Origin of the sequence: Agromyces lapidis (assembly GCF_009749405.1) — a bacterium.
Taxonomy (GTDB): Bacteria; Actinomycetota; Actinomycetes; order Actinomycetales; family Microbacteriaceae; genus Agromyces; species Agromyces lapidis.
This window is the reverse complement of record NZ_WBIQ01000002.1, coordinates 271,862-293,521: the sequence shown is the minus strand read 5'-3', so window position 1 is coordinate 293,521 and position 21,660 is coordinate 271,862. Positions and strand designations below refer to the sequence as shown.

Here is a 21,660-nt window from a genome sequence, read left to right as displayed (position 1 = left end):
ATGAGCGACCGGCCGACTCACCGGTCCCGTTCCTCGAGCTTTCCGAGCACCTGCTCGAGTTCCCGCAGCTCTGCCGACATCGACTCGCGCTGTGCGCGCCCGAAACGCGCGAGCGGCATTGCGGCGACGCCGCGAGCCTCGTCGGGCGTGCAGCCCAGCACCTCGGCGATGCGCGCGATTCCCTGCTCGCGGTCGCCCGGCCCGTCGAGCGCGTCGATGAGCTCGGGGAGCATCTCGCGCGCGCCGACGAGTGTACGCAGCAGGGCGATCCGCGTGCGCGTCTGCTCGGCGGCATCCCGCGAGGGCCCAGGGCGCGCATCGAGTACCGCATTGCGGCGGCGCTCGATCGTCTCGGGCTCGACGCGCACCAGGAGCGGCTCGCTCGTGCGTATGGAGAGGTCGATGAGCCAGGCGTGCACCTCCACCTCGCCGGGCTCGAGTCCGTCGAGCGAGCTCTGGTCGAAGTGCGCGCGCACCCGCCCGTACTCGCCCGGATCGAGGGGGAACGCGCCGTCATGACCGGCGACGAATCCGAAGTACACGCCACGGTCGCGATCCGGTCGAACGACCGCGGCTGCGACGTGGAACCCGTCGCCGTTCGGAACCCATGGCGCGTCACCCTCGTTCACGATGTCGATCCAGAGCGAGTCGACGTCAGGCGCCGAGGTCGTCACGCCGGGCCAGCGCAGCACGAGGCCCCGGCCCCGTTCAGCGCGACTCGGCCGAAGCGGATGGCGGTCGGGGTGCAGGTCGAACCGGGCGTTCGGCTGCTGCGATGAGGGCCGCTGCGATGAGGGCTGCTGCAGGCTGGCGAGACGCCAGAACCGTCGGGCGTCATCGATCGGCGCGCCGAGGACGACCGCGCGGTCGGTGTGGAGCACCCTCCACCCCTCGCCCGGCATCGGCGGCGTCTCGCCGCGAGCCACGGCTGCTCCACCGGACGCACCGGTCGACAGCTGCGCGTCGGGCACGACCGCCCCGAGCCGCGCAAGCAGCCCGTCCAGCGGTTCGCCGTGCGCCTCGATCGCTTCGGGCTCGACCTCGAGCGGTCCGATCTGCGGCAGGTCCCTGCGATCCATGCACCGAGCCTGCCACGCATCGCGGGTCGTCGCGAGCGGCCCGCGCCCCGCGGCATCCGCCCTACTGCAGCGCCGACGTCAGCCGCGCCACCCCGTCGAGGAACGTCGCGGTCGCGGGCTCCTGCCGCCACTCCTCGAGGGTGAGTTCGCGGCTGATCGAGCGGTACCCCTGCTCGACCTCGCGCATGTCGCGCACGAACGAGGCGCCGTGCACGAGCATCGAGATCTCGAAGTTCAAGTTGAACGAGCGGATGTCCATGTTGCTCGAGCCGATGACCGCGACCTCGTCGTCGATCGAGAGGTGCTTCGAGTGCAGGATGTAGGGGCCGGGGTACTGGAAGATGCGCACGCCGGCCTCGAGCAGCGGCGCGTAGTACGAGCGCTGCGCATGCCACACCGACCCCTGGTCGCCGATCTCCGAGACGAAGAGCTGCACCTCGAGGCCGCGGTAGCGGGCGGAGGTGATGGCGTACATCATCGCCTCGTCGGGCACGAAGTAGGGGCTCGTGATGATCACGCGCTCCTGCGCCGAGTTCACGAGCGAGAGGAAGAGCCGCAGGTTGTTCTCCTGCGCGAACGACGGACCGCTCGGCACGATCTGGCAGACGAGGGCGCCCGGGCCGCCGTCGGCTTCGACCTCGGCGGCCGGCACGTGGGCGGTCTCGATGAGCGACTCCCCCGTCTCCATGTACCAGTCCGAGCAGAAGACGGCGTTCACGGATGCCACGACGGGACCGGTGACGCGGGTGACGAGCTCCTGCCACATGAGCCCGCGCTTCTGGTTCTTCGGCGAGTCGTAGTCGCGCGAGATGAGGTTCTGCGATCCAGTGAACGCGACGCGCCCGTCGACGACGACGAGCTTGCGGTGGTTGCGCAGGTCGGGCCGCTGGAACTGGCCCTTCAACGGGCGCACCGGCAGCATATAGTGCCACTCGAGCCCGATGCGGTCGAGCTCGGCGGCGGTCGCGTCGGCCACGGTCACCCGGCGGGATGCCACGTGGTCGGCGAGCAGTCGCACCGCGACGCCGCGCGCCACCGCGCGCTCCATCGCGGCGAAGAACCCGCGCGTCGTCTCGTCGAAGGCCACGATGTAGAACTCGATGTTCACGAAGTGCCTGGCGGTGTCGATCTCGGCGGCCATGCGATCGATCGAGGCCTGGTAGTCGCCGATGAGCTCGGCGTTGTTGCCCCCGACGGCCGGCAGTTCGGTGAGCACGCGGCTCTGCTCGGTGATCGAGCGGAACGCGGCCGGCCACTCGTCACGCCCGTCGACCGGCGCGAGGTCGACGGTGCGCGCGGCGATCTCGGCGTCGATCTCGCGCTGGCGCTCGATGCGCCGCTTCGGCAGGCGCACGTTGCCGATGAGGAGGTAGAGGGCGACGCCGACGAACGGGATGAGGAAGACGGCGAGCAGCCACGCCATCGCGGCGGTCGGCTTGCGGTCGCGCGGGATGACGATGAGCGCGACGATGCGGATGGTCCAGTCGGCGACGACGAGCGCGATGGTCGTGACGACCGCGGGATCGATGTTCACGAGCCGACACCGTCGGAGAGTTCGCGGGACATGGTCCTCCTCGAGGGGCGCCGCCCGTCGGTCGGCTCGCCTGCGGGTCGCCTCCACGATAGCGACGTTCACGCGCCCTTCCCGGGATTCGCGCGGCGACGCGCGACCCGGATGCGTTCGGCTCAGTTCACGATCGGGTGCGCGCCCCCGCGATCCGCGGGCTCCATGTTGCCGCCGGAGAGTTCGATCTCCTGGGGCTCGTCCGTGGCATCCACCCCACCACCTTGCCAGCGCCACGCGCTCGCCCGCTTGTCGCGCCACCGGAGCTCGGCGAGAATGCGACGACGTGCGGCGTCATGTCGCAGAGTGATCGCGAAGGAGCACCATGAACGACGAGCACCTCCCGCGCAGATTCCAGATCGAACTGCCGGCCGCCCGGGCACAGGGCGTGTTCGCCGACTTCGCGCGGGTCTGGCACACGCCGAACGTCTTCGTCATGGACTACGTCGCGCTGACGCAGCCGCCCGCCACCGTCGAAGCCGCCGACGGGACGCGCGAGGTCGCCGTGCCGGGCCAGATCGTGAGCCGGATCCGCATTCCACCCGAGCAGGTGTTCGAACTCGCCAAGGCGCTCACCCAGCAGCTCGAGGCGTGGGAGCAGGAGACCGGGCGCAAGCCGCCCGAGCGGCCCCTGTTCGACGGCGGGCACTCGGCGGGGTAGAGGCAGCGCCGCAGCCGCCACCGATCCGCCCGGCCGGCATGGAACGACGCTCGGCGCCGCGAGGCGGCACCGAGCGTCGAAGCGGTCGGGGGCTCAACGCCCGGCGGGCTCCCACTCGAACCCGTCGGGGTCGGTCGTGGTCGAGTCGCCCCCGACGAGGACGAGGCGGTGCGAGCCCGAACCTTCCTCGGGGACCCCGGCGTCCTTCGCGAGCGGGCCACGGCGGTAGAGGCCGAGCTGGATCGCTCCGCCCTGGTTCTCGAACTCGACGTAGCTGCGGCCGAAGCTCTTGCCGACGCGGAAGCCCTGCTCGACGTAGAAGCGCTTGCTCGCGAGGATGTCGTCGCCGCCGAGCAGCAGCACGATCCGCTCGATCTCGCCGGTGTCGGGCGCGGTGTCCTTCTTCGCGGAGGTCGCGATCTTCCAGACGCTGCCGTCGGGCGCCTGCACGACGCCGCCGACGCCCCACATCGACTTCGCGACGGGCTTCACGACGGTGGCGCCGGCGGCGACCGCCGCGGCGACGAGACGACGCACGGCTGCGGGCTGCGAGACGACGAGCGAGGCCACGTATCCGCGGAACCCGGTGGACGGCGAGTCCGTCGCACGCACGCGGATGCGGGCGCCGAGGCCGAAGGCCTCGGCGTAGAAGCGCTCGGCCGCGGCCGGGTCGGCGGCCTCGATGACGATGGAGTCGATGGCGGTGGATGCGGTGATCGTGTTCATGTCGTTCACGCTATTTCGGGGCCCCGTCGGGCTGCTTCTCGAATCCTGACCGATGATCCGGCGGGGTGCGGCGATGCCGGCGAGACCGTCGCCGGCCCGCCGTCATCCCCCGAGCCGGATCGCGACGATGCCGGCGACCGCGCACGCCGTCGCCGTCATCCGCCACCGGCTGAACGGCTCGCGGAACACGAGGTAGCCGATCGCCCCGGCCGCGAGCACCCCGGTCTCGCGCAGCGCCGAGACGACCGCGAGCGGCGCGAGCGACTGCGCCCACACCACGATCGTGTACGCCACGAGCGAGAGGATGCCGCCGAGCGCGCCCATCGGCGCGTGCCGTCGCATCCCGCGGAGCATCTCGACCTTGTCGCGCGAGAGCACGAGGCAGACGAGCGGGATCGAGATGCCCTGCAGGAGGAACAGCCACGACGCGTAGCCGAACGGCTCCCCCGAGATCCGCACGCCCATCCCGTCGATCACCGAGTACGCGGTGATCGTGATGCCGACCGCGACCGCCATGAGCGTGCCGGCCGCGCCGCCCCCGCTCCCGCTCCCGTTCCCGCTCCCGCCCCGACCCTTCGGCGACCACGACAGCGCGAAGAGCGCGATGGCGACGACCGCCACGCCGCCGATCTGGGCCGGCGTCATCCGCTCGCCGAGGAAGACCGTCGAGATCAGCGCGATGCCGAGCACGGCGATGCCGCGGGTGAGGGGATAGGTGCGACCGAACTCGGTCTTCGCGTAGGCCGCGGTCAACAGCACGAGGTACGCGGTCTGCACGGCGGCGGAGATCAGGAGGTACGGCCAGACCTCCTGCGGCGGGAGCGGGAAGACGAGGCATCCGATCGCCCCCACCAGCAGGTAGACCACACCGATGAGCGCCGAGGAGACGAGCCGGGCCGGAATCGCCTTGGCGATCGCGTTCCAGCTGCCGTGCAGCAGCGCCGCGCCGAGCACGGCGAGCACGATGCCTCCGCTCATGTGGCGGAACCGTGCGAGTCCCGCCCGTCGTCGTCGACGCGGTCGACGCGCAGCAGCACCGCCTGCTCGGGGCGCAGGGCCGGCATGACGACGCCGACCGAGGCGAGCGCCGCGCCGCTCAGCTCGAGCGGGCCCTCCTCCCACCACGGGGCCGGGTCGGCGCCGTGCGGCACGCCGCCGATGAGCGCCGGCTCCATCCGGTAGACGGCGCCCGGCAGGAGCCCTGGCAGGCGGATGCGGCCGGGGCTCGCCACCGACGCGCGGGCGAGCGACACGTACGCGAAGAGGGCGGCCGAGCCGTCTGCCGCGACGACGCCGTTGACCGAGACGGTGCGGTCGGGGTGGTCGAGGCGCACGAGCTCGCCGCCGTGCAGCAGCTCGCGGTTCGCCTTGTGCAGCCGGATCCAGTCGCCGAGCTCGGCGAGCTCGACCGGGTCGGAGGTGCGCAGGTCCCACTCCACCCCGAGGTGCCCGAACAGCGCGGTGATCGCCCGGAAGGAGAGCGCGTGGAGCCGATTGGTGATGTGCGAGGCACCCGAGGCGATGTGGGTTCCCATCAGCTCCGGCGGCACGAGCTGGGTCGTCCACCGGTTCGCCTGCTGCCGGTCGATCGGGTCGTTGTTGTCGGAGACCCAGATGCGGTCGGTGCGGTCGAGGGCGCCGAGGTCGACGCGCCCGCCGCCCGACGAGCACGACTCGATCTCGAGCTCGGGGTAGCGCGCCTTCAGCTCGTCGACGAGCCGGTAGAAGGCGAGCGTCTGCTCGTGCACGCCCGCCCGTCCGAACGGCTGCGTGCCGGCGTCGACGAGGTCGCGGTTGTGGTCCCACTTGATGTACGCGATGTCGTACTCGTCGAGGATGGCGCACATGGCATCGCGGACGTAGGCGTAGGCCTCGGGGATGCCGAGGTTCAGCACCTGCTGGTGCCGCGACTCGACCGGCAGCCGGCCGCCGGTCGCCATGATCCACTCGGGGTGGGTGCGGGCGAGCTCGGAGTCGATGTTCACCATCTCGGGTTCGAACCAGAGGCCGAACTCCATGCCGAGCCCGCGCACGCGGTCGACGAGCGGGTGCAGCCCGTTCGGCCAGACCTCGCTCGAGACCGTCCAGTCGCCGAGCCCCGCCCGGTCGTTGCGGCGGGCGCCGAACCATCCGTCGTCGAGCACGAAGCGTTCGATGCCGAGCTCGGCCGCCCGGTCGGCGAGCTCGAGGAGGGTGTCGAGGTCGTGGTCGAAGTAGACCGCCTCCCACACGTTGAGGGTGACGGGCCGGGCCGAACGCGGGTGCTGCGGACGTGCACGGAGGTGTCGGTGCATCCGTCTCGCCGAGTCGTCGAGCCCGACGCCGTAGATGCCGTACACCCACGGGCTCTCGTAGCGCTCGCCCCGCGCGAGGCTCACCTCGCCCGGAAGCAGCAGCTCGCCGCCGCCGAGCAGCTGCTCGCCGCTCAGCACGCGCTCGACCTGGTGCACGTGGTTGCCCGACCAGGCGGTGTGGATGCCCCAGACCTCGCCGTTGCCGAACCCGAAGCCCGGCGTGCCCACCGAGAGGATCATCGGCGCATCGAGTCCCGTGCGGCCGCGACGCCCCTCGCGCCGATGGGCGCCGATCGCCATGGCGCGGCGCTGCGGTGCGCGTTCGCCGCCCCAGCGGCCGGCGAAGTCGAGCACCTCGCTCGCGATGGCCGGCGTCGGCAGGCAGAGCAGGAGCTCGTCGATCTGGTAGGCCTCGTCGCCGAGGTTCTCGAGCTCGGCGCGCGCCCGCACGATGCCGGCCTCGCTGAGCTCGATCGTCAGCGTCACCGCGAGCCGGGCGTCGTCGTCGACCGCGGTGACGACGAGCGTTCCGGCGCCGTGGTTCACGACGGTGCGAGCGGATGCCACGTCGAGCACCGCGCCGTCGAGCGTCGCCCCCGTGACTCGCCAGAGCGGCGACCAGGCGGCACCGGCCCTCGAGCCGCTGAGCCCTGGGCGCCCCATCCAGCCGCGCGCGTGCTCGGGGAGGATCGCGATGCGCACCGGCAGGTCGACCTCGCTCGCGGCGACCGGAAGCACCCCGCTCCGGAGGAGCGCGGCGTACCCCCGGCCGTCGAGCGCGCCGTAGTCGGCTCCCCAGTGCACCACGGCGGGCAGGCCGCCGTCGCTGAGGTCGAGCACGAGGGCGACGCCGCCCGCGCGCAACACGACGCCGAAGTCGGGGGTTTCAGTCATTCAAGATTCCTTTCAAGCAGGGCTTCGGAGTAGTGTTTACGTCACCATGACGCATGTATCGAACAGTCTGTCCGGCCACGCATCGCAACCCAGGGCGCGCGCGTCGATCAACGACGTCGCCGTGCATGCCGGTGTCTCGGCGCAGACGGTCTCGCGGGTCGCGAACGGCCAGAGCAACGTGCGCCAGTCGACGCGCGAGCGGGTGCAGGCCTCGATGCAGGCCCTCGGGTACCGCCCCAACAGCGCCGCGCGCAACCTGAAGTCGGGCAGGTTCCGGAGCATCGGCTTCGTCACCTTCAACCTCGCCACGCTCGGCAACGAGCGCACGCTGAACGCCGTCGCCGAGGCATCCGAGGCCGCGGGCTACACGACCACGCTGCTGCCGGTCATCGACCCGACGCAGCTCGACGTCGCCGGCGCCTTCGGCCGCCTCGAGGAGCAGGCCGTCGACGGCATCATCCTCGTGATGTCCTCCGAGGTCGGCTCGCTCGACGAGCTGGGCATCACCGCCGGGCTCCCCCTCGTGATCGTCGACTCCGACGCGAACCTGCCCTACACGATCGTCGACACCGACCAGGAGCAGGGCGCACGGATCGCCCTGGAGCACCTGCTCGATCTCGGGCACCGCGACATCGTGCACATCTCGGGCCCGGCCGACTCGTTCTCGTCGCGCCGTCGTGCCGACGCCTACCGGCAGACGATGGCCGACGCGGGCCTGCCGACGCGGCCCGTGCTCGTCGGCGACTGGAGCGCCGCCTCGGGTCTCGCGCTCGCGCGCGAGCTCTTCGCGGCGGACAACCCCCCGACCGCCGTGTTCGCCAGCAACGACCAGATGGCGCTCGGCGTGATGCACGCGATCCACGAGCGCGGCTGGAGCGTGCCCGGCGACATCAGCGTCGTCGGCTTCGACGACACCGAAGAGGCCGAGGTCTACTGGCCCGCGCTGACCACCGTGCACCAGAACTTCGACCAGGTCGGGCGTCACGCGACGTCGCTGCTGCTCTCGCTCATCGACGGCGAGGCCAACACGAAGCAGAAGATCCTGATCACGACGCGTCTCGTCGTGCGCGACAGCACCGGCCCCGTGCCCACGGCCTGACGCCGGCCGAGGCGGCGCCGGGCGCCGCCGCGGCCGACGCCGAGTGAGCACGGTCACGCCTCGGTCTGGCCGAGTTCGGGGCGCGCGACGAAGCGCACCGCCGACGACGCCGCACCGACGGTCTCGAAGATCACGAGCTCATTCGCCCCGGCGCGCACGACGGGCGCCGGCACGTAGAGCGTGCGCTGCGGGCCGCGGCTCCAGTAGCGACCGAGGTTCACGCCGTTCACCCACACGACGCCCTTGGTCCAGCCGGGCAGCTGCAACTGCAGATCGGCGGCCTCGTCGAGCGTGAACGTGCCGCTCGCGAACACCGGCCCCGAGAGGGGCGCCGCTTCGGTGCCGGGCGAGGCGGGCTCGGTGGGCTGCGCCCCGGCGAGCACCGCACGGATCGGTGCGAGGTCGTCGAGCAGCACCGACCCGGCCGACCACTCGACGAGCGGCACGCCGTCGAGCGTCGCGGGTGCGATGAGGCCCTTGGCCTCGCCGAGGCGGGGCCCGTAGTTCACGCCGCCGAGGTTCTCGACGAGCACGGTGAGCTCGCCCCTGGCGTCGTCGGGCAGCGGGAGCACGCGCTCGTGGAGTTCGCGGTCGAGCGTGCCGACCAGCGCCCCGTCGAGGTACACCTGCGCCCGGTCGCGCACCTCGCCGAAGGCGAGGAGCCCCCCGTGCTCGATGCGGGTCGAGTAGCACGCGAAGCCCCGCGTCGATCCGAACTCCGCGGCGACGGGCAAGCGGTCGAAGCGCTGCGAGGCGACGATCGGGAGGGACCACAGCGACGCGCTGCGGTCGAGGAGCACGTCGAACTCCGGGGCATCCATGCGCGCTGCCGGCACCTCGTCGGGAACGGGCGCGTACTTCGCGATGACCTCGCGGAATCGCCAGTACTTCTCGGTCGGCGTGCCGTCTTCGGCGAGCGGCGCGTCGTAATCGTACGAGGTCGCGATCGGGCGATAGGTGCCCTTGTCGTTCGCACCGCCCGTGAAGGCGAAGTTCGTGCCGCCGTGGAACATGTAGACGTTGACGGATGCCCCGGCCGCGAGCAGCTCGTCGAGCTCGCGGGCGGAGTCCTCGGCCGAGGTCGTGTGGTGGATCTCGCCCCAGCTGTCGAACCATCCGCACCAGAACTCGGAGCACATGAGCGGACCGGTCGGCTGATGGCGGCGCAGGGTGGCGAGCCGCTCCCCCACCCGCGAGCCGAATGAGCCGGTGCGGTGCAGTTCGTCGAGGCCGCCGCGCTCGAGCATCTGCTCGAGGGGCTGGTCGACCGTGGTCAGCGGCACGTCGATGCCGTGCGCCCGCGTGAGCTCGGTGAGGCGGCGGAGGTACTCGGGGTCGGCGCCGTAGGCGCCGTACTCGTTCTCGACCTGCACGAGGATCACCGGGCCGTCGTGCTGGACCTGGCGGGGCCGCACGATGGCGTAGACCGCGTCGAGGTACTCGGCGATGGCGTCGAGGTAGGCCGCGTCGTTCGAGCGGAGCACGACGGCCTCGTCGGCGATCAGCCAGGAGGGCAGGCCGCCGTCGTGCCACTCGGCGCAGATGTAGGGGCCGGGGCGCACGATCGCGTGCATGCCCTCGGCGTGGACCAGGTCGAGGAACCGCGCCAGGTCGAGCCCGCCCGCGGTGCGGAACTCGCCGCGCGTCGGGGAGTGCTCGTTCCACGGCACGTACGTCTCGATGGTGTTGAGGCCCATGAGCTTGGCCTTGCGGATGCGATCGCTCCACTGGTCGGGGTGCACCCGGAAGTAGTGCAGCGCGCCGGAGAGCACGCGGTACGGCGAGCCGTCGAGGAGGAAGTCGGTGTCACCGATGGAGAAGGTGGGCATTCGCTGATCCTGGGTCGAGAAACGGACCGCGGGGCGGCCGCCGTGACGGCGACTGCCCCGCGGAGTGGTGCGTCGGGTGCTACTTGTTGACCGAGAAGCCCTGCTCGTTGCCGAACTGGACCAGGGTGTCCTGCCACTCGAGGAGTGCCTCGTTCAGGTCGCCGCCCGAGCCGAGCGCCTTGCCGACCGAGTCGGAGAACACGTTGTTGGCGTAGCCCTGGTAGGGCAGGTACTGCCAACCGGGGATGACCGACTCGGCCGACGCCGCACCGATCTGGTTGGCGGGCTGGTTGCTGTACCCGGGGAACTCGTAGTCGAGCCACTCGGGGTTCTCGAGGTCGGCGACCGTCGACGGGAAGCCGTTCGCGTTCAGCAGCGCGCGGCCCTCGCCCTCGGCGAGGTACTTGAGGATGCCGGCCGCGGCCGCCTTGTTCTCGCTCTGCGAGGTGACGGCGATGCCGCTGCCGCCGTTCTCGGCCGAAGCCGGCTCGCCGTCCCACGTCGGCATCGGCGCGACCTTGAAGCGACCCACGGGGCCGTAGTCCTCCATGCCGCCGCTGATCATCCAGGAGCCCATCAGCAGGGTGCCGAGCTTGTCCTGGGTGAGGGCCTTGGTCCACTCGTCCGACCAGGTCGCGAGGCCCGAGAGCTCGCCGGCGTCGAGGCGCTCGCTCCAGAAGTCCGCGAACTTCTTGGTGCCCTCGTCCTGCAGGTCGATCGTGACGTTCTCGCCGTCGGTCTTGAACGGCTGACCGCCCGACGCCCAGATCATGCTGGTGAAGAAGCCCGCGTCACCGCTGTTCGCGATGTAGGCCTCGGGGTCGGCGGCGTGGATCGCGGCAGAGGCCACCGCGAACTCGTCCCACGTCGTGGGCGCCTCGGTGATGCCGGCCTTCTCGTACAGGGCCTTGTTGTAGATCATGACCATCGGGCCGGAGTCGCCAGGCAGCGCGACGAGCTGGTCCTGCACGTTGACCGAGTTCCAGGTCGACGCCGTGAAGGCCTCTTCGTACTCGCCGAGGCCGTACGGGGTCAGGTCGGCGAGCGCGTCGCCGAGGGTGAGCTGCGGCAGCGTCTGGTACTCGACGGGCACGATGTCGGGCGCGCCCTTGCCCGCCTTGATCGCGTTCTGCAGCTTCGTGACGACGGCGTCGGGGTTCTCGAGCTTCACGACGTCGAACGTGACGTTCGGGTACACCTTGGAGATGGCGTCGGCCTGGTCCTGGGTGGCGTCGCTCCAGGTCCACCAGGTGAGCGTGACGTCTTCCTCGAGCGCCGCGTCGGTGTCGGTCGAACCGCTGTCGGCGCCCGGTGCTGCGCCACTGCAGCCCGCGAGCACTCCGACGAGCAGCGCACCGGTGCCGACTGCGGCACCGAGACGCGCCCATCGGCGGGTGGTGTTTCGTTCCATTGCTGTGTTTTCCCTTCGCTGGGTGTTGGGGGTTTCGCCGGACGAGCCGGACTACTTGACGCTCCCGGCGGTCAGTCCCGACTGCCAGTAGCGCTGCAGGTAGAGGAATGCCGCCGAGATCGGGATGACGGTGAGCAGTGAACCCGTGATGACGAGGTTCGGGATCGCCTGCCCGCCGATCGCGCTCGACTGCGCCGACCACTGGGCCAACCCGACCGGGAGCGGGTACCAGGCGGAGTCGCTCAGCATGATCAGGGGCAGGAAGTAGTTGTTCCAGGTCGCGACGACCGTGAACATCAGCACGGTGATCAATGCCGGCGCCAGCTGGCGCAGCGCGATCACGAAGAAGATGCGGATCTCGCCGGCACCGTCGAGACGTGCGGCCTCGAGCAGTTCGTCGGGGATCGCCTCGCGGGCGTAGACCCACACGAGGTAGAGGCCGAAGGCGCTCACCATCGAGGGGATGATCACCGACCACGGCGTGTTCGTGAGCCCGAGCCCGCTGAAGAGCAGGAACTGCGGCACCGCGAGCGCCGAGCCGGGAATGGCCATCGCCCCGAGGATGATCGCGAAGACCCACTTGCGGCCGGGGAAGTTGTACTTCGCGAGACCGTACCCGGCCAGCGTCGCGAGGAGCGTCGCGCCACCGGCGCCGATGACCACGTAGACGAGGGTGTTGCCGAGCCAGCGCAGGAAGATGCCGTCTTGGTAGGTGAACGTGTCGACGATGTTCTGGAAGAGCGAGAACTCGCCGCTGAACCAGAAGGCGAAGGAGTTGTAGAGCGAGTCCATCGCCTTGGTCGAGTTCACGACGAGCCACCACAGCGGCACGAGGCAGTAGAGCAGCATCAGCGTCATGAGGATGCCGAGGGTGATGGAGGCGCGCTTGTGACGCGGCGTCGCCTTCGCCCGCTTGGGCGGCGTGGGCGCGACCTTGCCGCTCGCCAGCCGGCTCGGTGCGTGGCCGGACCGGGCTCCCGTGTCGACGGCGCTCATGCCTTTTCCTTCTTCTCGCCGGCGAGCTGGACGAGGTAGGCGACCACCATGGTGATGACTCCCGAGACGATCGCGATCGCGGCGGCGTAGTTGAACTGCGAGCCGGCGAACGACAGGTTGAAGGCGTAGAGGTTCGGCGTGAAGTAGGTCGTGATCGAGTTCGGGGCGATGGTCTGCAGGATCGACGGCTCGTTGAACAGCTGGAAGCTGCCGATGACCGAGAAGATCGTGGCGATGACGAGCGCGCCGCGAATCGACGGGAGCTTGATCGAGAAGATGGTGCGGAAGGTGCCGGCGCCGTCGATCTCAGCCGCCTCGTACAGCTCTTGCGGCACGGCCTTCAGCGCGGAGAAGAAGATCAGCATGTTGTAGCCGACGAACTCCCACGTGACGATGTTGCCGATCGACAGCAGGATCAGGTTCTCGGACAGCGGTGAGGGCAGCTCCACGCCGAAGAACCGGTTGAGGTCGGCGACGAGTCCGAACTGCGAGCCGTACATGTAGCCCCAGATCATGACCGCGACGACGCCGGGAACGGCGTACGGCAGGAAGATCGAGAGCCGGTAGAACGGCACCCAGCGCAGCCGCGCGCTGTCGAGCGCGAGGGCGGCGAAGAGCGCGAGCCCGAGCATGATCGGCACCTGCACGAGCAGGAAGATCGAGACGCGGCCCATCGCCTCCCAGAACTTCGGGTCGACCAGCGCCTGCGCGTAGTTCTCGAGCCCGACGAAGGAGTTGCCGCCCATGAGCGTCTCGCGGAAGAACGAGAGGTACATCGCGTACACCAGCGGCGCGACGAAGACGAGCCCGAAGACGAGCATGAAGGGCCCGACGAACCACCAGCCCGACCAGTCGCGACGCACGCGCCTGCGGCGGCCGCCGGCGGCTCCGGTCGATGCGGTGCGCCCCACGGCGACCGTGGCATAGGTCTCGGTCGAGACTCCGGCGGGCTGCTGGGGGTGGACATGCGCCACGGTCATCTGCGGCCTTCTCTCGCGCCTCGGGTCGGCGACGTCTTCGTCATTCGCGTCCGCACTCCTTCGTGAATGTTTGCGTTCCCATCGCAGTATAGGCGAGGATGATGTTTGCGCAAACAGAATCGGATGATCCGAATGTCACAAAGGAGTCACGCATGACCACGACCGTCGAAACGGCGCAGGATTCCGGGGAACTTCCCGCCCCGACCTCCGCGAGACCGCGCCGGCACGACGAGTGGTGGCGCTCCGCCGTGATCTACCAGGTGTACCCGCGCTCGTTCGCCGACGCCGACGGCGACGGCATCGGCGACCTGCCCGGCATCACCTCGCGCCTCGACGCGCTGCAGGAGCTCGGGATCGATGCGGTCTGGCTCTCCCCCTTCTTCACCTCGCCGCAGCGCGACGGTGGCTACGACGTGGCCGACTACCGCGACGTCGACCCGCTGTTCGGCACGCTCGCCGACTTCGACGAGCTGCTGCGCGAGGCGCACGCCCGCGGCATGCGCGTGATCGCCGACATCGTGCCCAATCACTCCAGCTCGGAGCATCCGTGGTTCCAGGCGGCGCTCGCCGCAGCACCCGGCAGCCCCGAGCGCGCCCGATACCTCTTCCGCGAGGGCCGCGGCGTCGACGGCACCGAACCGCCGAACAACTGGCCGTCGCACTTCGGCGGACCCGCGTGGACTCGCGTGATCGAGGCCGACGGCACGCCTGGCGAGTGGTACCTGCACCTCTTCGACAGCTCGCAGCCCGACTTCGACTGGACGAACGAGGAGGTGCGCGAGGAGTTCCGGCGCATCCTGCGTTTCTGGCTCGACCGCGGCATCGACGGGTTCCGCATCGACGTCGCGAGCAGCCTGGTCAAGGCCGAGGGACTGCCCGACCGCGACTACGCGATCGACGAGGACCTCGCACCGTACACCGGCCAGCCCGGCGTGCACGAGATCTACCGCGACTGGCGGTCGATCGTCGACGGCTACGACGGCGACCGCGTGCTCGTCGCCGAGTCCTGGATCAAGCCCCTCACCCGCCGCGCCCTGTGGGTGCGCCCCGATGAGCTGCACAAGGCGTTCAACGACCTCTTCGACGACTGGGACGCCCCCAAGCTCCGCGGCATCATCGACGACACCCTCTCGGCCTTCTCGGCGGTCGGCGCCCCCTCCAGCTGGGTCGCATCCAACCACGACATCGTGCGGCAGGCCACTCGCCTCTCACTCCCGCGCGCGGTGCGCCCCAACGGCCTCGGGCCGAGCTCGATCGGCATCCCGCCGTACGACGACACCCTCCCCCGTGCTCGGGCGCTCGCGCTGCTCACGCTGTCCCTTCCGGGCGCCGCCTACATCTACCAGGGCGAGGAGCTCGGCCTGCCCGAGGTCGCGGACATTCCCGACGAGGCCCGCCAGGATCCGACGTTCGCACGGACCGAGGGCGAACAATACGGCCGCGACGGATGCCGCGTGCCCCTGCCCTGGGCGTCCGATGCCCCCTCGTACGGTTTCGGCCCGAGCGCGGCGTCGTGGCTGCCGCAGCCCGCGATCTGGGGGCGGCTGGCACGCGACCGCCAGCAGAACGCCGCAGACTCGACCCTCACCCTCTACCAGGATGCGGTCGCGCTGCGCCGTTCGCGTACGCTCGGCGCGGGAGATCTCGAGTGGCTGCCCGGCCACCCGTCGCACGTCCTCGCCTTCCGGAACGGCAACACGACCGTGCTCATCAACATGGGCAGCGAACCGGCCCCGCTCCCCGCGGGCGAGGTGCTGCTCGCAAGCTCTCCCACCCAGACCGACACCCTCCTGCCCGACACCGCCGTTTGGATGCACGCATGATCACCACCGTCCACGTCGTCTTCAAGACGCACCTCGACCTCGGCTTCACCGACACCGCCGCGAACGTGACCGACCGCTACGTGCACGAGTACCTCCCCCGTGCGATCGCGCTGGCCGAGGAGCTCGAACGCCGCGGCGCCGAGGCCCGCTTCATCTGGACCACCGGGTCCTGGATGATCCACGAGGCGCTCCGCCTCGGCGACGACGACGAGCGCGCGGCCCTCGAGCGCGCGATCCGCGCCGGCCACGTGACCTGGCACGGCCTGCCGATGACGACGCACACCGAGCTCATGGACGCCGGTCTCGTCGAGCACGGCATCGCGATCGGGCGCAAGCTCGACGCCCGGTTCGGCCACAGCACGAAGGCCGCGAAGATGACGGATGTCCCGGGCCACACCATCGGCCTCGTGCCCTTCCTCGCCCGGGGCGGCCTCGACTTCCTGCACCTCGGCGTCAACGGGGCGTCCGCGGTGCCCGAGGTGCCCGAGTTCTTCGTCTGGCGCGCGCCCGACGGCAGCGAGGTCGTCGTGAACTACGCCCAGAGCTACGGCGCGACCGAGCTCGGCGTCGCCGTGGTGCCCGGCGGCACCGATGCCCTCCACCTCGCGCACACCGGCGACAACTTCGGGCCCCCGCCCGTCGAAGAGGTCGAGGCGCTGTTCGCCGAGCTGCAGGCCGCCTACCCCGGCGCGCGCGTGATCGCCTCGACGCTCGACGCCTTCAGCCGCGAGGCGGTCGCCGCCCGCGCGAACCTTCCGGTGGTCGAGCAGGAGATCGGCGACTCCTGGATCCACGGCGTCGCGAGCGACCCCGTGCAGACGGCCCGGCTGCGGGCGCTGCTGCGGCTGCGCACCGAGTGGCTGTCTTCGGGCACGCTCGTGCCCGGCACCGAGGAGTGCGACGCCTTCAGCGACGGCCTGCTGCTCGTGCCCGAGCACACCTGGGGCGAAGACCTGAAGACCTATCTGCCCGACTACGTGAACTACGAGAAGGCCGACTTCCAGCGGGCGCGCGCAGCCGATGTCGTCGACCCGTCGCAGAACCCCGCCGAATTCGACGTCTACGCCTGGGCATACACCGAGCACCCGAGCCCGCAGGGCCTCGGCTACTCGGCGTTCGAGCGCTCATGGGCCGAGCAACGCGCCCACCTCGACCGCGCGCTCGCGGCGCTCTCGCCCGAGCGTCGCGCCGAGGCGGAGGCGGCGATCGCCGCGACCCGCCCCGCCGACGACGACGCGCCGGCGACCGCCGGCGCCGAGGTCGACCTCGAGGCCGAGCTCACGGCCGGCGCCTACCGGGTGCGGATCGGTGCCGACGGTTCCCTCGTCTCTCTCGTCGACGCCGACGGAACCGACTGGGCGGGGCCGGAGCATCCGCTCGCCGCGTACCGCTACGAGACGTTCGACGAGCGCGACGAGGCGCGCTGGCTCGAGGAGTACTGCCGCAACATGGACGAGAACGCCATGTGGGCCGTGCCCGACCAGGCCAAGCCGGGCCTCGCGATCGCCGACACGCTGCCGGCGACGACGTTCGCGCCGAGCGTCGTCTCGGCCGAGCGCCGCGACGACGGCACCGACACGGTCGTGACCCTGAAGCTCGCGCTGCCCGAGGCCGCGTGCGAGGCCTGGGGCGGGGCGCGCGACATCCGGCTCGGGTACCGGTTCCCCGCAGAACCCGGACCGATCGAGGTCACGCTCGATCTCCGCGGCAAGGACGCCTCGCGTCTGCCCGAGGCGAGCTGGCTCGGGTTCCGCCCGCGCGTCGAACCCGGCGACTGGCGCCTCACGAAGATCGAGACCCCCGTCGACCCGCAGTCCGTCGTGCGCAACGGCAACCGCAGCCTGCACGCCGTCGCCGAGGTGACGCACACGGCCGCGAAGGCCTTCTCGCTGCGCCCCGTCGACGCGGCGCTCGTCGCGGTCGGCCGTCCCGCGCTCTACCGCTTCGACAACACGGTGCCCGACCCGAACGACGGCATGCACGTGAACCTGCACAACAACATGTGGGGCACGAACTTCACCATGTGGTTCGACGACGACCTGCGGTTCCGCTTCGTGCTCGAGCTCGGAGCGGCACGATGACCGCGGCGCTCGTGACGAGCCCCCCGGTCGTGATGGCGCCGCGCGCCGACGGCTTCGAGGTCGTCTGGGGCGTCAGCCGCCTGAGCCGCGGCTGGATCGAGTGGGAGGCCGCCGACGGCACGAGCGGCACCGTGACGGGCGATGCGTTCGGCATGGTGCCGCAGGGCGACCGCGTGCTTCGCGTCCGCGCGAGCGGATGGTCCGCCGGCACCTCGCTCAGGGTGCGCTCGGTCACCGAGGCGGTCGAGGCGCCGAAGGAGCGGCACGAGAGCGAGTGGAAGCCGGTGCGCACGTTCGACGCGGCATCCGACACCGCTCGCTTCGCCGTCTGGAACGACACCCACCAGCGCGACGACACCCTGCGGGGGCTGCACGAGGCCACGCCCGAGGTCGACGTGCTCGTGTGGAACGGCGACCTCTGCAACGACTGGACGGACCCGGCGGAGTTCCCCACGACGGTGCTGAACCCCGCCGGCCTCGACGTGAGTGCGGGCAGGCCGCTCGCGGTCGTCGTCGGCAACCACGACGTGCGCGGCACCTGGGCGTACCAGCTCGAGGACTTCGTGGCCACGCCCGAGGGGCGGCCGTTCACGGCCTTCCGCATCGGGCCGGTCGCGTGCATCGTGCTGCACACCGGCGAGGACAAGCCCGACGACCACCCGACGTTCGAGGGACGCGTGGCGTTCGAGCCCCTGCGCGCCGAGCAGGCCGAGTGGCTGCGCGAGGTCACGGCACGGCCCGAGATCGCGGATGCCCCGTACCGCGTCGTCTTCTGCCACATCCCGCTGCGCTGGACCGACGAGGCCGTCGTCGACTACGACGCCGACGGCTACGACTGGTTCAGCCGCAGGAGCCGCGACGCGTGGCACGACGCCCTCGTCGGCTGGGGCGCCCAGATCGTCGTGTCCGGTCACACGCACTACCAGACGTGGCTGCCGGCGACCGAGGAGTTCCCCTACGCCCAGCTCATCAGCGGCGGGCCCGATGCCGACACGGCCTCCGACGAGGCGGCCGCGTGGATCGACGGCGAGGCGAGCGCCGACGAGCTGGTGCTCACGATGCGCGACCTCGGCGGCCGCGTGCTGCACGAGGTGCGGCTCGCACCGCTCGGCTGACGCCGCACGACGGAAGGGGGCCGGGTCGCGACTGCGACCCGGCCCCTTCGTCATCCGCCGATCAGCTCAGCGGCTTGCAGAGCAGCGCGTCGGGCACGCCGCCGTGGTTCCATCGGTAGGTGAACGCGACGCCGGCGATGTACTCGGTGTCGTTGCACTGGCCCTTGTAGTACCCGGGGGCCCAGTCGCTCGCGACGGAGCCGCCGCCGGCGGGGCGGTTGTCGCCGTTGTCGAACCAGACCTTGCGGCCCTGGCTCGCCGGCAGCGCCGTGGTGCTCGTCGCGCAGACGAGGTTCCACATCGCAGCCTTGGTGCTGCCACCGGTGCCCAGGCTGTAGCCGACGGCGACCTCGCCGGGGTTGCACTGCAGCTTGCTGTAGCCCGAGGCCCAGTCGCTCGTGATGTTGCCCTCGCCGCTCTGCACGCGCGGGTTCGAGGTGGCGATGCCTCCGATGTCGGTGCAGAGCGCGCGGTTGGTGCTGCGGGCGATGCCCTGCAGGCGCTGGCTGTCGGGGCAGGTGCCCTTCCACTGGCCGGGCGACCAGTCGCCCGCCTGCAGCATGCGCAACGACGACTGGCTGTCGACGAAGCTGCCGCTGCCGAGCATGTTCCAGCGCGGCACGGAGGCCACGGGGCCGGTCTTGCCCGAGGCATTGATGAGCTTCTTCCACTGCGGGTAGCGCCAGTCGTCGGCGATGCTCAGCTTCGTGCCGTCGGTCTTGTAGGCCAGCAGCGAGAAGGTGTCGACGAAGGAGCCGTCATCCCTGGCGTGGGCGACGAGCGGCCAGGCTGCGAAGTCGCTGTCGTTCTCGATCAGGATGTCGGTGAAGTTCGCCCACCACGCCTTCTCCTTGTCGTTCGTCTGGCCGGCGCCGGTGGTGCCGAACTCGCTGAACCACACGGGTGCGGTGTAGTGCTGGTTCGCCGTGTTGACGAAGAGCGCCGCCTCGGTCACCGAGGCCTCGAGCTCTGCCGCGGTCATGTCTCGGTAGCGCGGGTCGGTGGTCTCGCCGAGGCCGGTCGCGCCGGTGTGGTTCGGGCCGGTGAAGCCGTAGATGTGCGCGGCGTAGACGAGCTTGTCGGGATACGGCAGCGCGTTCGAGAGGTTTGCGACGGGCTTCAGGTGCGGCCGCTCGTGGGGGGTCAGGTCGGTCGGGATGCCCTGCCAGTTGATGCCCTCCATGATGACGAGCACGTCGGGGTCCGCCTGCTGGATGGCGATGCCGGCTCGCTGGTAGGCCTGGTACAGGTCGTAGTCGTTGCCCCAGCCCCAGTTCGCGTCGTTCAGGATGTCGCGCCGCACCTCGTTGCGGAGGTCCATGCCGACCACACGCGCGTTGTCCTGGTAACGCGTGGTGAGCATGACCCAGTCGCTGATCCACTTCTCGGTGGTCTGGCTGCTGTTCCACCGCTCGTTGCCGTCGTTGGTGCCGCAGCACCAGTGCGAGGTGGTCGTGTGGTTGTTGAGGATCACGGCGAAGCCGTCGGCGGTGAGCGCCTCGACGACCGCGTCGAAGACCTGCAGCGGCGTCTTGCCCTCGAGCTGGGGGTTCGCGGCCACCGCGACATCGGGCACCGGTGCCGTCATGCCGAGCATCTCGTTCGAGAACGACAGGCGGATGCTGTTGATGCCGAGGCCGTGGAAGTCGCTCATGAGGGTCGCCATCGGCACCCGGTCGAGTCCCATCGGGATGTCGTAGCTCATGCCGCTGTTGTGGTTGGCGGGATCGTTCTTGTCGCCGCTGCCGCTCCAGTGCCCCTGTGCACCGTCCCAGTTGGCGGACTTCAGCTTGAACCGGTCTCCGTCGGCGTCGACGATGTAGCGGCCGACCGTGCTGAGCGGCGCCGTCCACGACGCGGCGAGCTCTGGGCCGGTGAGCACGGGGATCGGGTCGTCGGGTGACGCTGCGTACACGGGACTCGCGACCGATATCGCGACGACGGCGGTCGTGAGACCGACCGCTGCCCTGAGGAGACGACGATGCATTCTGCGAACCTCTCTGTTCTGCCGTGGACAGCGCCGACGCTGGCGTGCGCGGACGCCGATCCGGCTCCTGAATGGTCAGGCTATGGGCGGGAGCAAGCGAATGTCAACGTAAACATGGCAACGTGAACATTTGGTGGCGCAGACGGGTACGGACGACATTCAGGGGGCCGCGAACAGCAGCGGTACGAGCTGGAGCCCGAACCCGCTCGCGACGAAACGCAGCCGGTGATCGCTGCGGAGCCTGGCGACCCAGTCGAACCGCCCGAGGTCGGCGATCTCGACGAAGCCGCCGCTCGCGTCGAACGCGCCGAAGCCCACTCGGAGACCGTCGTAGTAGGGCGAATCCATCGCCTCGGAGACGACGTCGACGTGCGGCATGGCCTCCGTGATGCGATCGCGCACCCGCGCACCGAGGGCCTCAGCGCCGGGCGCCGTCCGAACGATCGCACGTCGCCTTCCGGCCTCCACCGGCAGTTCGGCTGCGCAGGCGTCGAGCAGTCGATCGTGGACGGCGAGCTGGCGCGCGACCGCGTCGACCTCGAAGCCGTCGTCGGGCCGGCCGCGACCCGCCTCGGCGAGCGCGAACATCTTGAAGTGCCGCGAGAGGGACGATCGCCCCCCGACGGGAAGCGGCTGCGCCCGCACGGTCTGCTGCACCGTCGCGAGCCGCAGCTCGCCGGCGCTCCCGAGCTCGGACCCGCTCCCGAGCCGCCGCGCGCACTCGAGGGCGAGGACGTTCGTCGGGTCGGCGACCACCTCGGTCGTGCGAGTCGTCGAGACGACTCGGTCCTGCGAACCGGGCGCCATGACCGAGCTCGCGCCGAGCGGCGCAAGCGGCGAGAGCAGGAGCGGCTCGAAACCGGATGCTGCGTCGAGGGCGAGCCGATCGAGCGTGTTCGCGAGGCGCAGCCCGATCGGCGCCGGCGCGACGAAGGCGTCGGTGTCGTATTGCCGCGCGACGTCGACGAGCCGCCGACGCCCCGCCTGTTCGCGTACGAGCGCGAGCTGTGCGGCGCGCGTCTCGCTCGGCGACGTTCGCCCCGCCCCATCCCGTCGGCGTCCCATGCCCACGATCCTGCAGGCCCGCGACGGCACCGACAAGAGCAGAGGCGAACTCCGCG

Annotated in this window: 16 protein-coding genes; 5 read left to right on the top strand and 11 right to left on the bottom strand. The window is 70.7% G+C overall.

The window, feature by feature from the left end:
* Positions 1-17 precede the first annotated feature (17 nt).
* Positions 18-1,079 (bottom strand): hypothetical protein, encoded by a 1,062-nt coding sequence (locus GQQ93_RS04510; protein ID WP_157423043.1) that lies wholly within the window; start codon positions 1,077-1,079, stop codon positions 18-20.
* 61 nt (positions 1,080-1,140) lie between these two features.
* Positions 1,141-2,613, bottom strand: coding sequence for a cardiolipin synthase (gene cls / locus GQQ93_RS04505; RefSeq protein ID WP_376862976.1), 1,473 nt, complete (start codon positions 2,611-2,613; stop codon positions 1,141-1,143).
* 355 nt (positions 2,614-2,968) lie between these two features.
* On the opposite strand from cls, the gene GQQ93_RS04500 reads away from it, so the two are divergent.
* The gene (locus tag GQQ93_RS04500; RefSeq protein WP_157423042.1) at positions 2,969-3,304 is read left to right on the top strand and encodes a DUF3467 domain-containing protein; all 336 of its coding nucleotides are present in this window, start codon (positions 2,969-2,971) and stop codon (positions 3,302-3,304) included.
* A 93-nt stretch (positions 3,305-3,397) separates the two neighbouring features.
* Here GQQ93_RS04500 and GQQ93_RS04495 read toward each other — a convergent pair whose 3' ends face one another.
* From GQQ93_RS04495 to GQQ93_RS04485, 3 genes are all read right to left on the bottom strand, one after another.
* On the bottom strand, positions 3,398-4,030 hold the full coding sequence (locus GQQ93_RS04495) for a VOC family protein (protein WP_157423041.1): 633 nt from the start codon (positions 4,028-4,030) through the stop codon (positions 3,398-3,400).
* A gap of 102 nt (positions 4,031-4,132) precedes the next feature.
* Positions 4,133-5,008: a DMT family transporter gene (locus GQQ93_RS04490; RefSeq protein ID WP_157423040.1), complete on the bottom strand. Its 876-nt coding sequence runs from the start codon at positions 5,006-5,008 to the stop codon at positions 4,133-4,135.
* Positions 5,005-7,218, bottom strand: a complete 2,214-nt coding sequence (locus GQQ93_RS04485; RefSeq protein WP_157423039.1) for an alpha-galactosidase — start codon at positions 7,216-7,218, stop codon at positions 5,005-5,007. The genes GQQ93_RS04490 and GQQ93_RS04485 overlap by 4 nt, the downstream gene beginning before the upstream one ends.
* A gap of 46 nt (positions 7,219-7,264) precedes the next feature.
* Here GQQ93_RS04485 and GQQ93_RS04480 point away from each other — a divergent pair, with 46 nt between their 5' ends.
* A complete protein-coding gene (locus GQQ93_RS04480) occupies positions 7,265-8,317 on the top strand; it encodes a LacI family DNA-binding transcriptional regulator (RefSeq protein WP_157423038.1) in 1,053 nt (350 codons plus the stop codon).
* Between the two features lie 53 nt (positions 8,318-8,370).
* Here GQQ93_RS04480 and GQQ93_RS04475 read toward each other — a convergent pair whose 3' ends face one another.
* The 4 genes from GQQ93_RS04475 to GQQ93_RS04460 form a co-directional block, all read right to left on the bottom strand.
* Entirely contained in the window at positions 8,371-10,146 is a 1,776-nt protein-coding gene (locus tag GQQ93_RS04475; RefSeq protein WP_157423037.1) for a glycoside hydrolase family 35 protein, read from the bottom strand.
* A gap of 79 nt (positions 10,147-10,225) precedes the next feature.
* A complete protein-coding gene (locus GQQ93_RS04470) occupies positions 10,226-11,557 on the bottom strand; it encodes an extracellular solute-binding protein (protein ID WP_157423036.1) in 1,332 nt (443 codons plus the stop codon).
* A gap of 51 nt (positions 11,558-11,608) precedes the next feature.
* Positions 11,609-12,553, bottom strand: coding sequence for a carbohydrate ABC transporter permease (locus GQQ93_RS04465; protein WP_157423035.1), 945 nt, complete (start codon positions 12,551-12,553; stop codon positions 11,609-11,611).
* A complete protein-coding gene (locus GQQ93_RS04460) occupies positions 12,550-13,533 on the bottom strand; it encodes a carbohydrate ABC transporter permease (RefSeq protein ID WP_157423034.1) in 984 nt (327 codons plus the stop codon). Before GQQ93_RS04460 ends, GQQ93_RS04465 begins: the two co-directional genes overlap by 4 nt.
* 152 nt (positions 13,534-13,685) lie before the next feature.
* On the opposite strand from GQQ93_RS04460, the gene GQQ93_RS04455 reads away from it, so the two are divergent.
* The 3 genes from GQQ93_RS04455 to GQQ93_RS04445 are packed head-to-tail and all read left to right on the top strand — an operon-like array spanning position 13,686 to position 18,552.
* Positions 13,686-15,356, top strand: coding sequence for a glycoside hydrolase family 13 protein (locus GQQ93_RS04455; protein ID WP_157423033.1), 1,671 nt, complete (start codon positions 13,686-13,688; stop codon positions 15,354-15,356).
* A complete protein-coding gene (locus GQQ93_RS04450) occupies positions 15,353-17,437 on the top strand; it encodes a DUF5054 domain-containing protein (protein ID WP_157423032.1) in 2,085 nt (694 codons plus the stop codon). Before GQQ93_RS04455 ends, GQQ93_RS04450 begins: the two co-directional genes overlap by 4 nt.
* Positions 17,434-18,552, top strand: coding sequence for a metallophosphoesterase family protein (locus tag GQQ93_RS04445; RefSeq protein WP_157423031.1), 1,119 nt, complete (start codon positions 17,434-17,436; stop codon positions 18,550-18,552). The genes GQQ93_RS04450 and GQQ93_RS04445 overlap by 4 nt, the downstream gene beginning before the upstream one ends.
* A 61-nt stretch (positions 18,553-18,613) precedes the next feature.
* On the opposite strand, the gene GQQ93_RS04440 is transcribed toward GQQ93_RS04445, so the two are convergent.
* Positions 18,614-20,539, bottom strand: a complete 1,926-nt coding sequence (locus GQQ93_RS04440; protein ID WP_157423030.1) for a glycoside hydrolase family 5 protein — start codon at positions 20,537-20,539, stop codon at positions 18,614-18,616.
* A 159-nt stretch (positions 20,540-20,698) separates the two neighbouring features.
* On the bottom strand, positions 20,699-21,604 hold the full coding sequence (locus GQQ93_RS04435) for a hypothetical protein (protein WP_157423029.1): 906 nt from the start codon (positions 21,602-21,604) through the stop codon (positions 20,699-20,701).
* Positions 21,605-21,660: the final 56 nt, after the last annotated feature.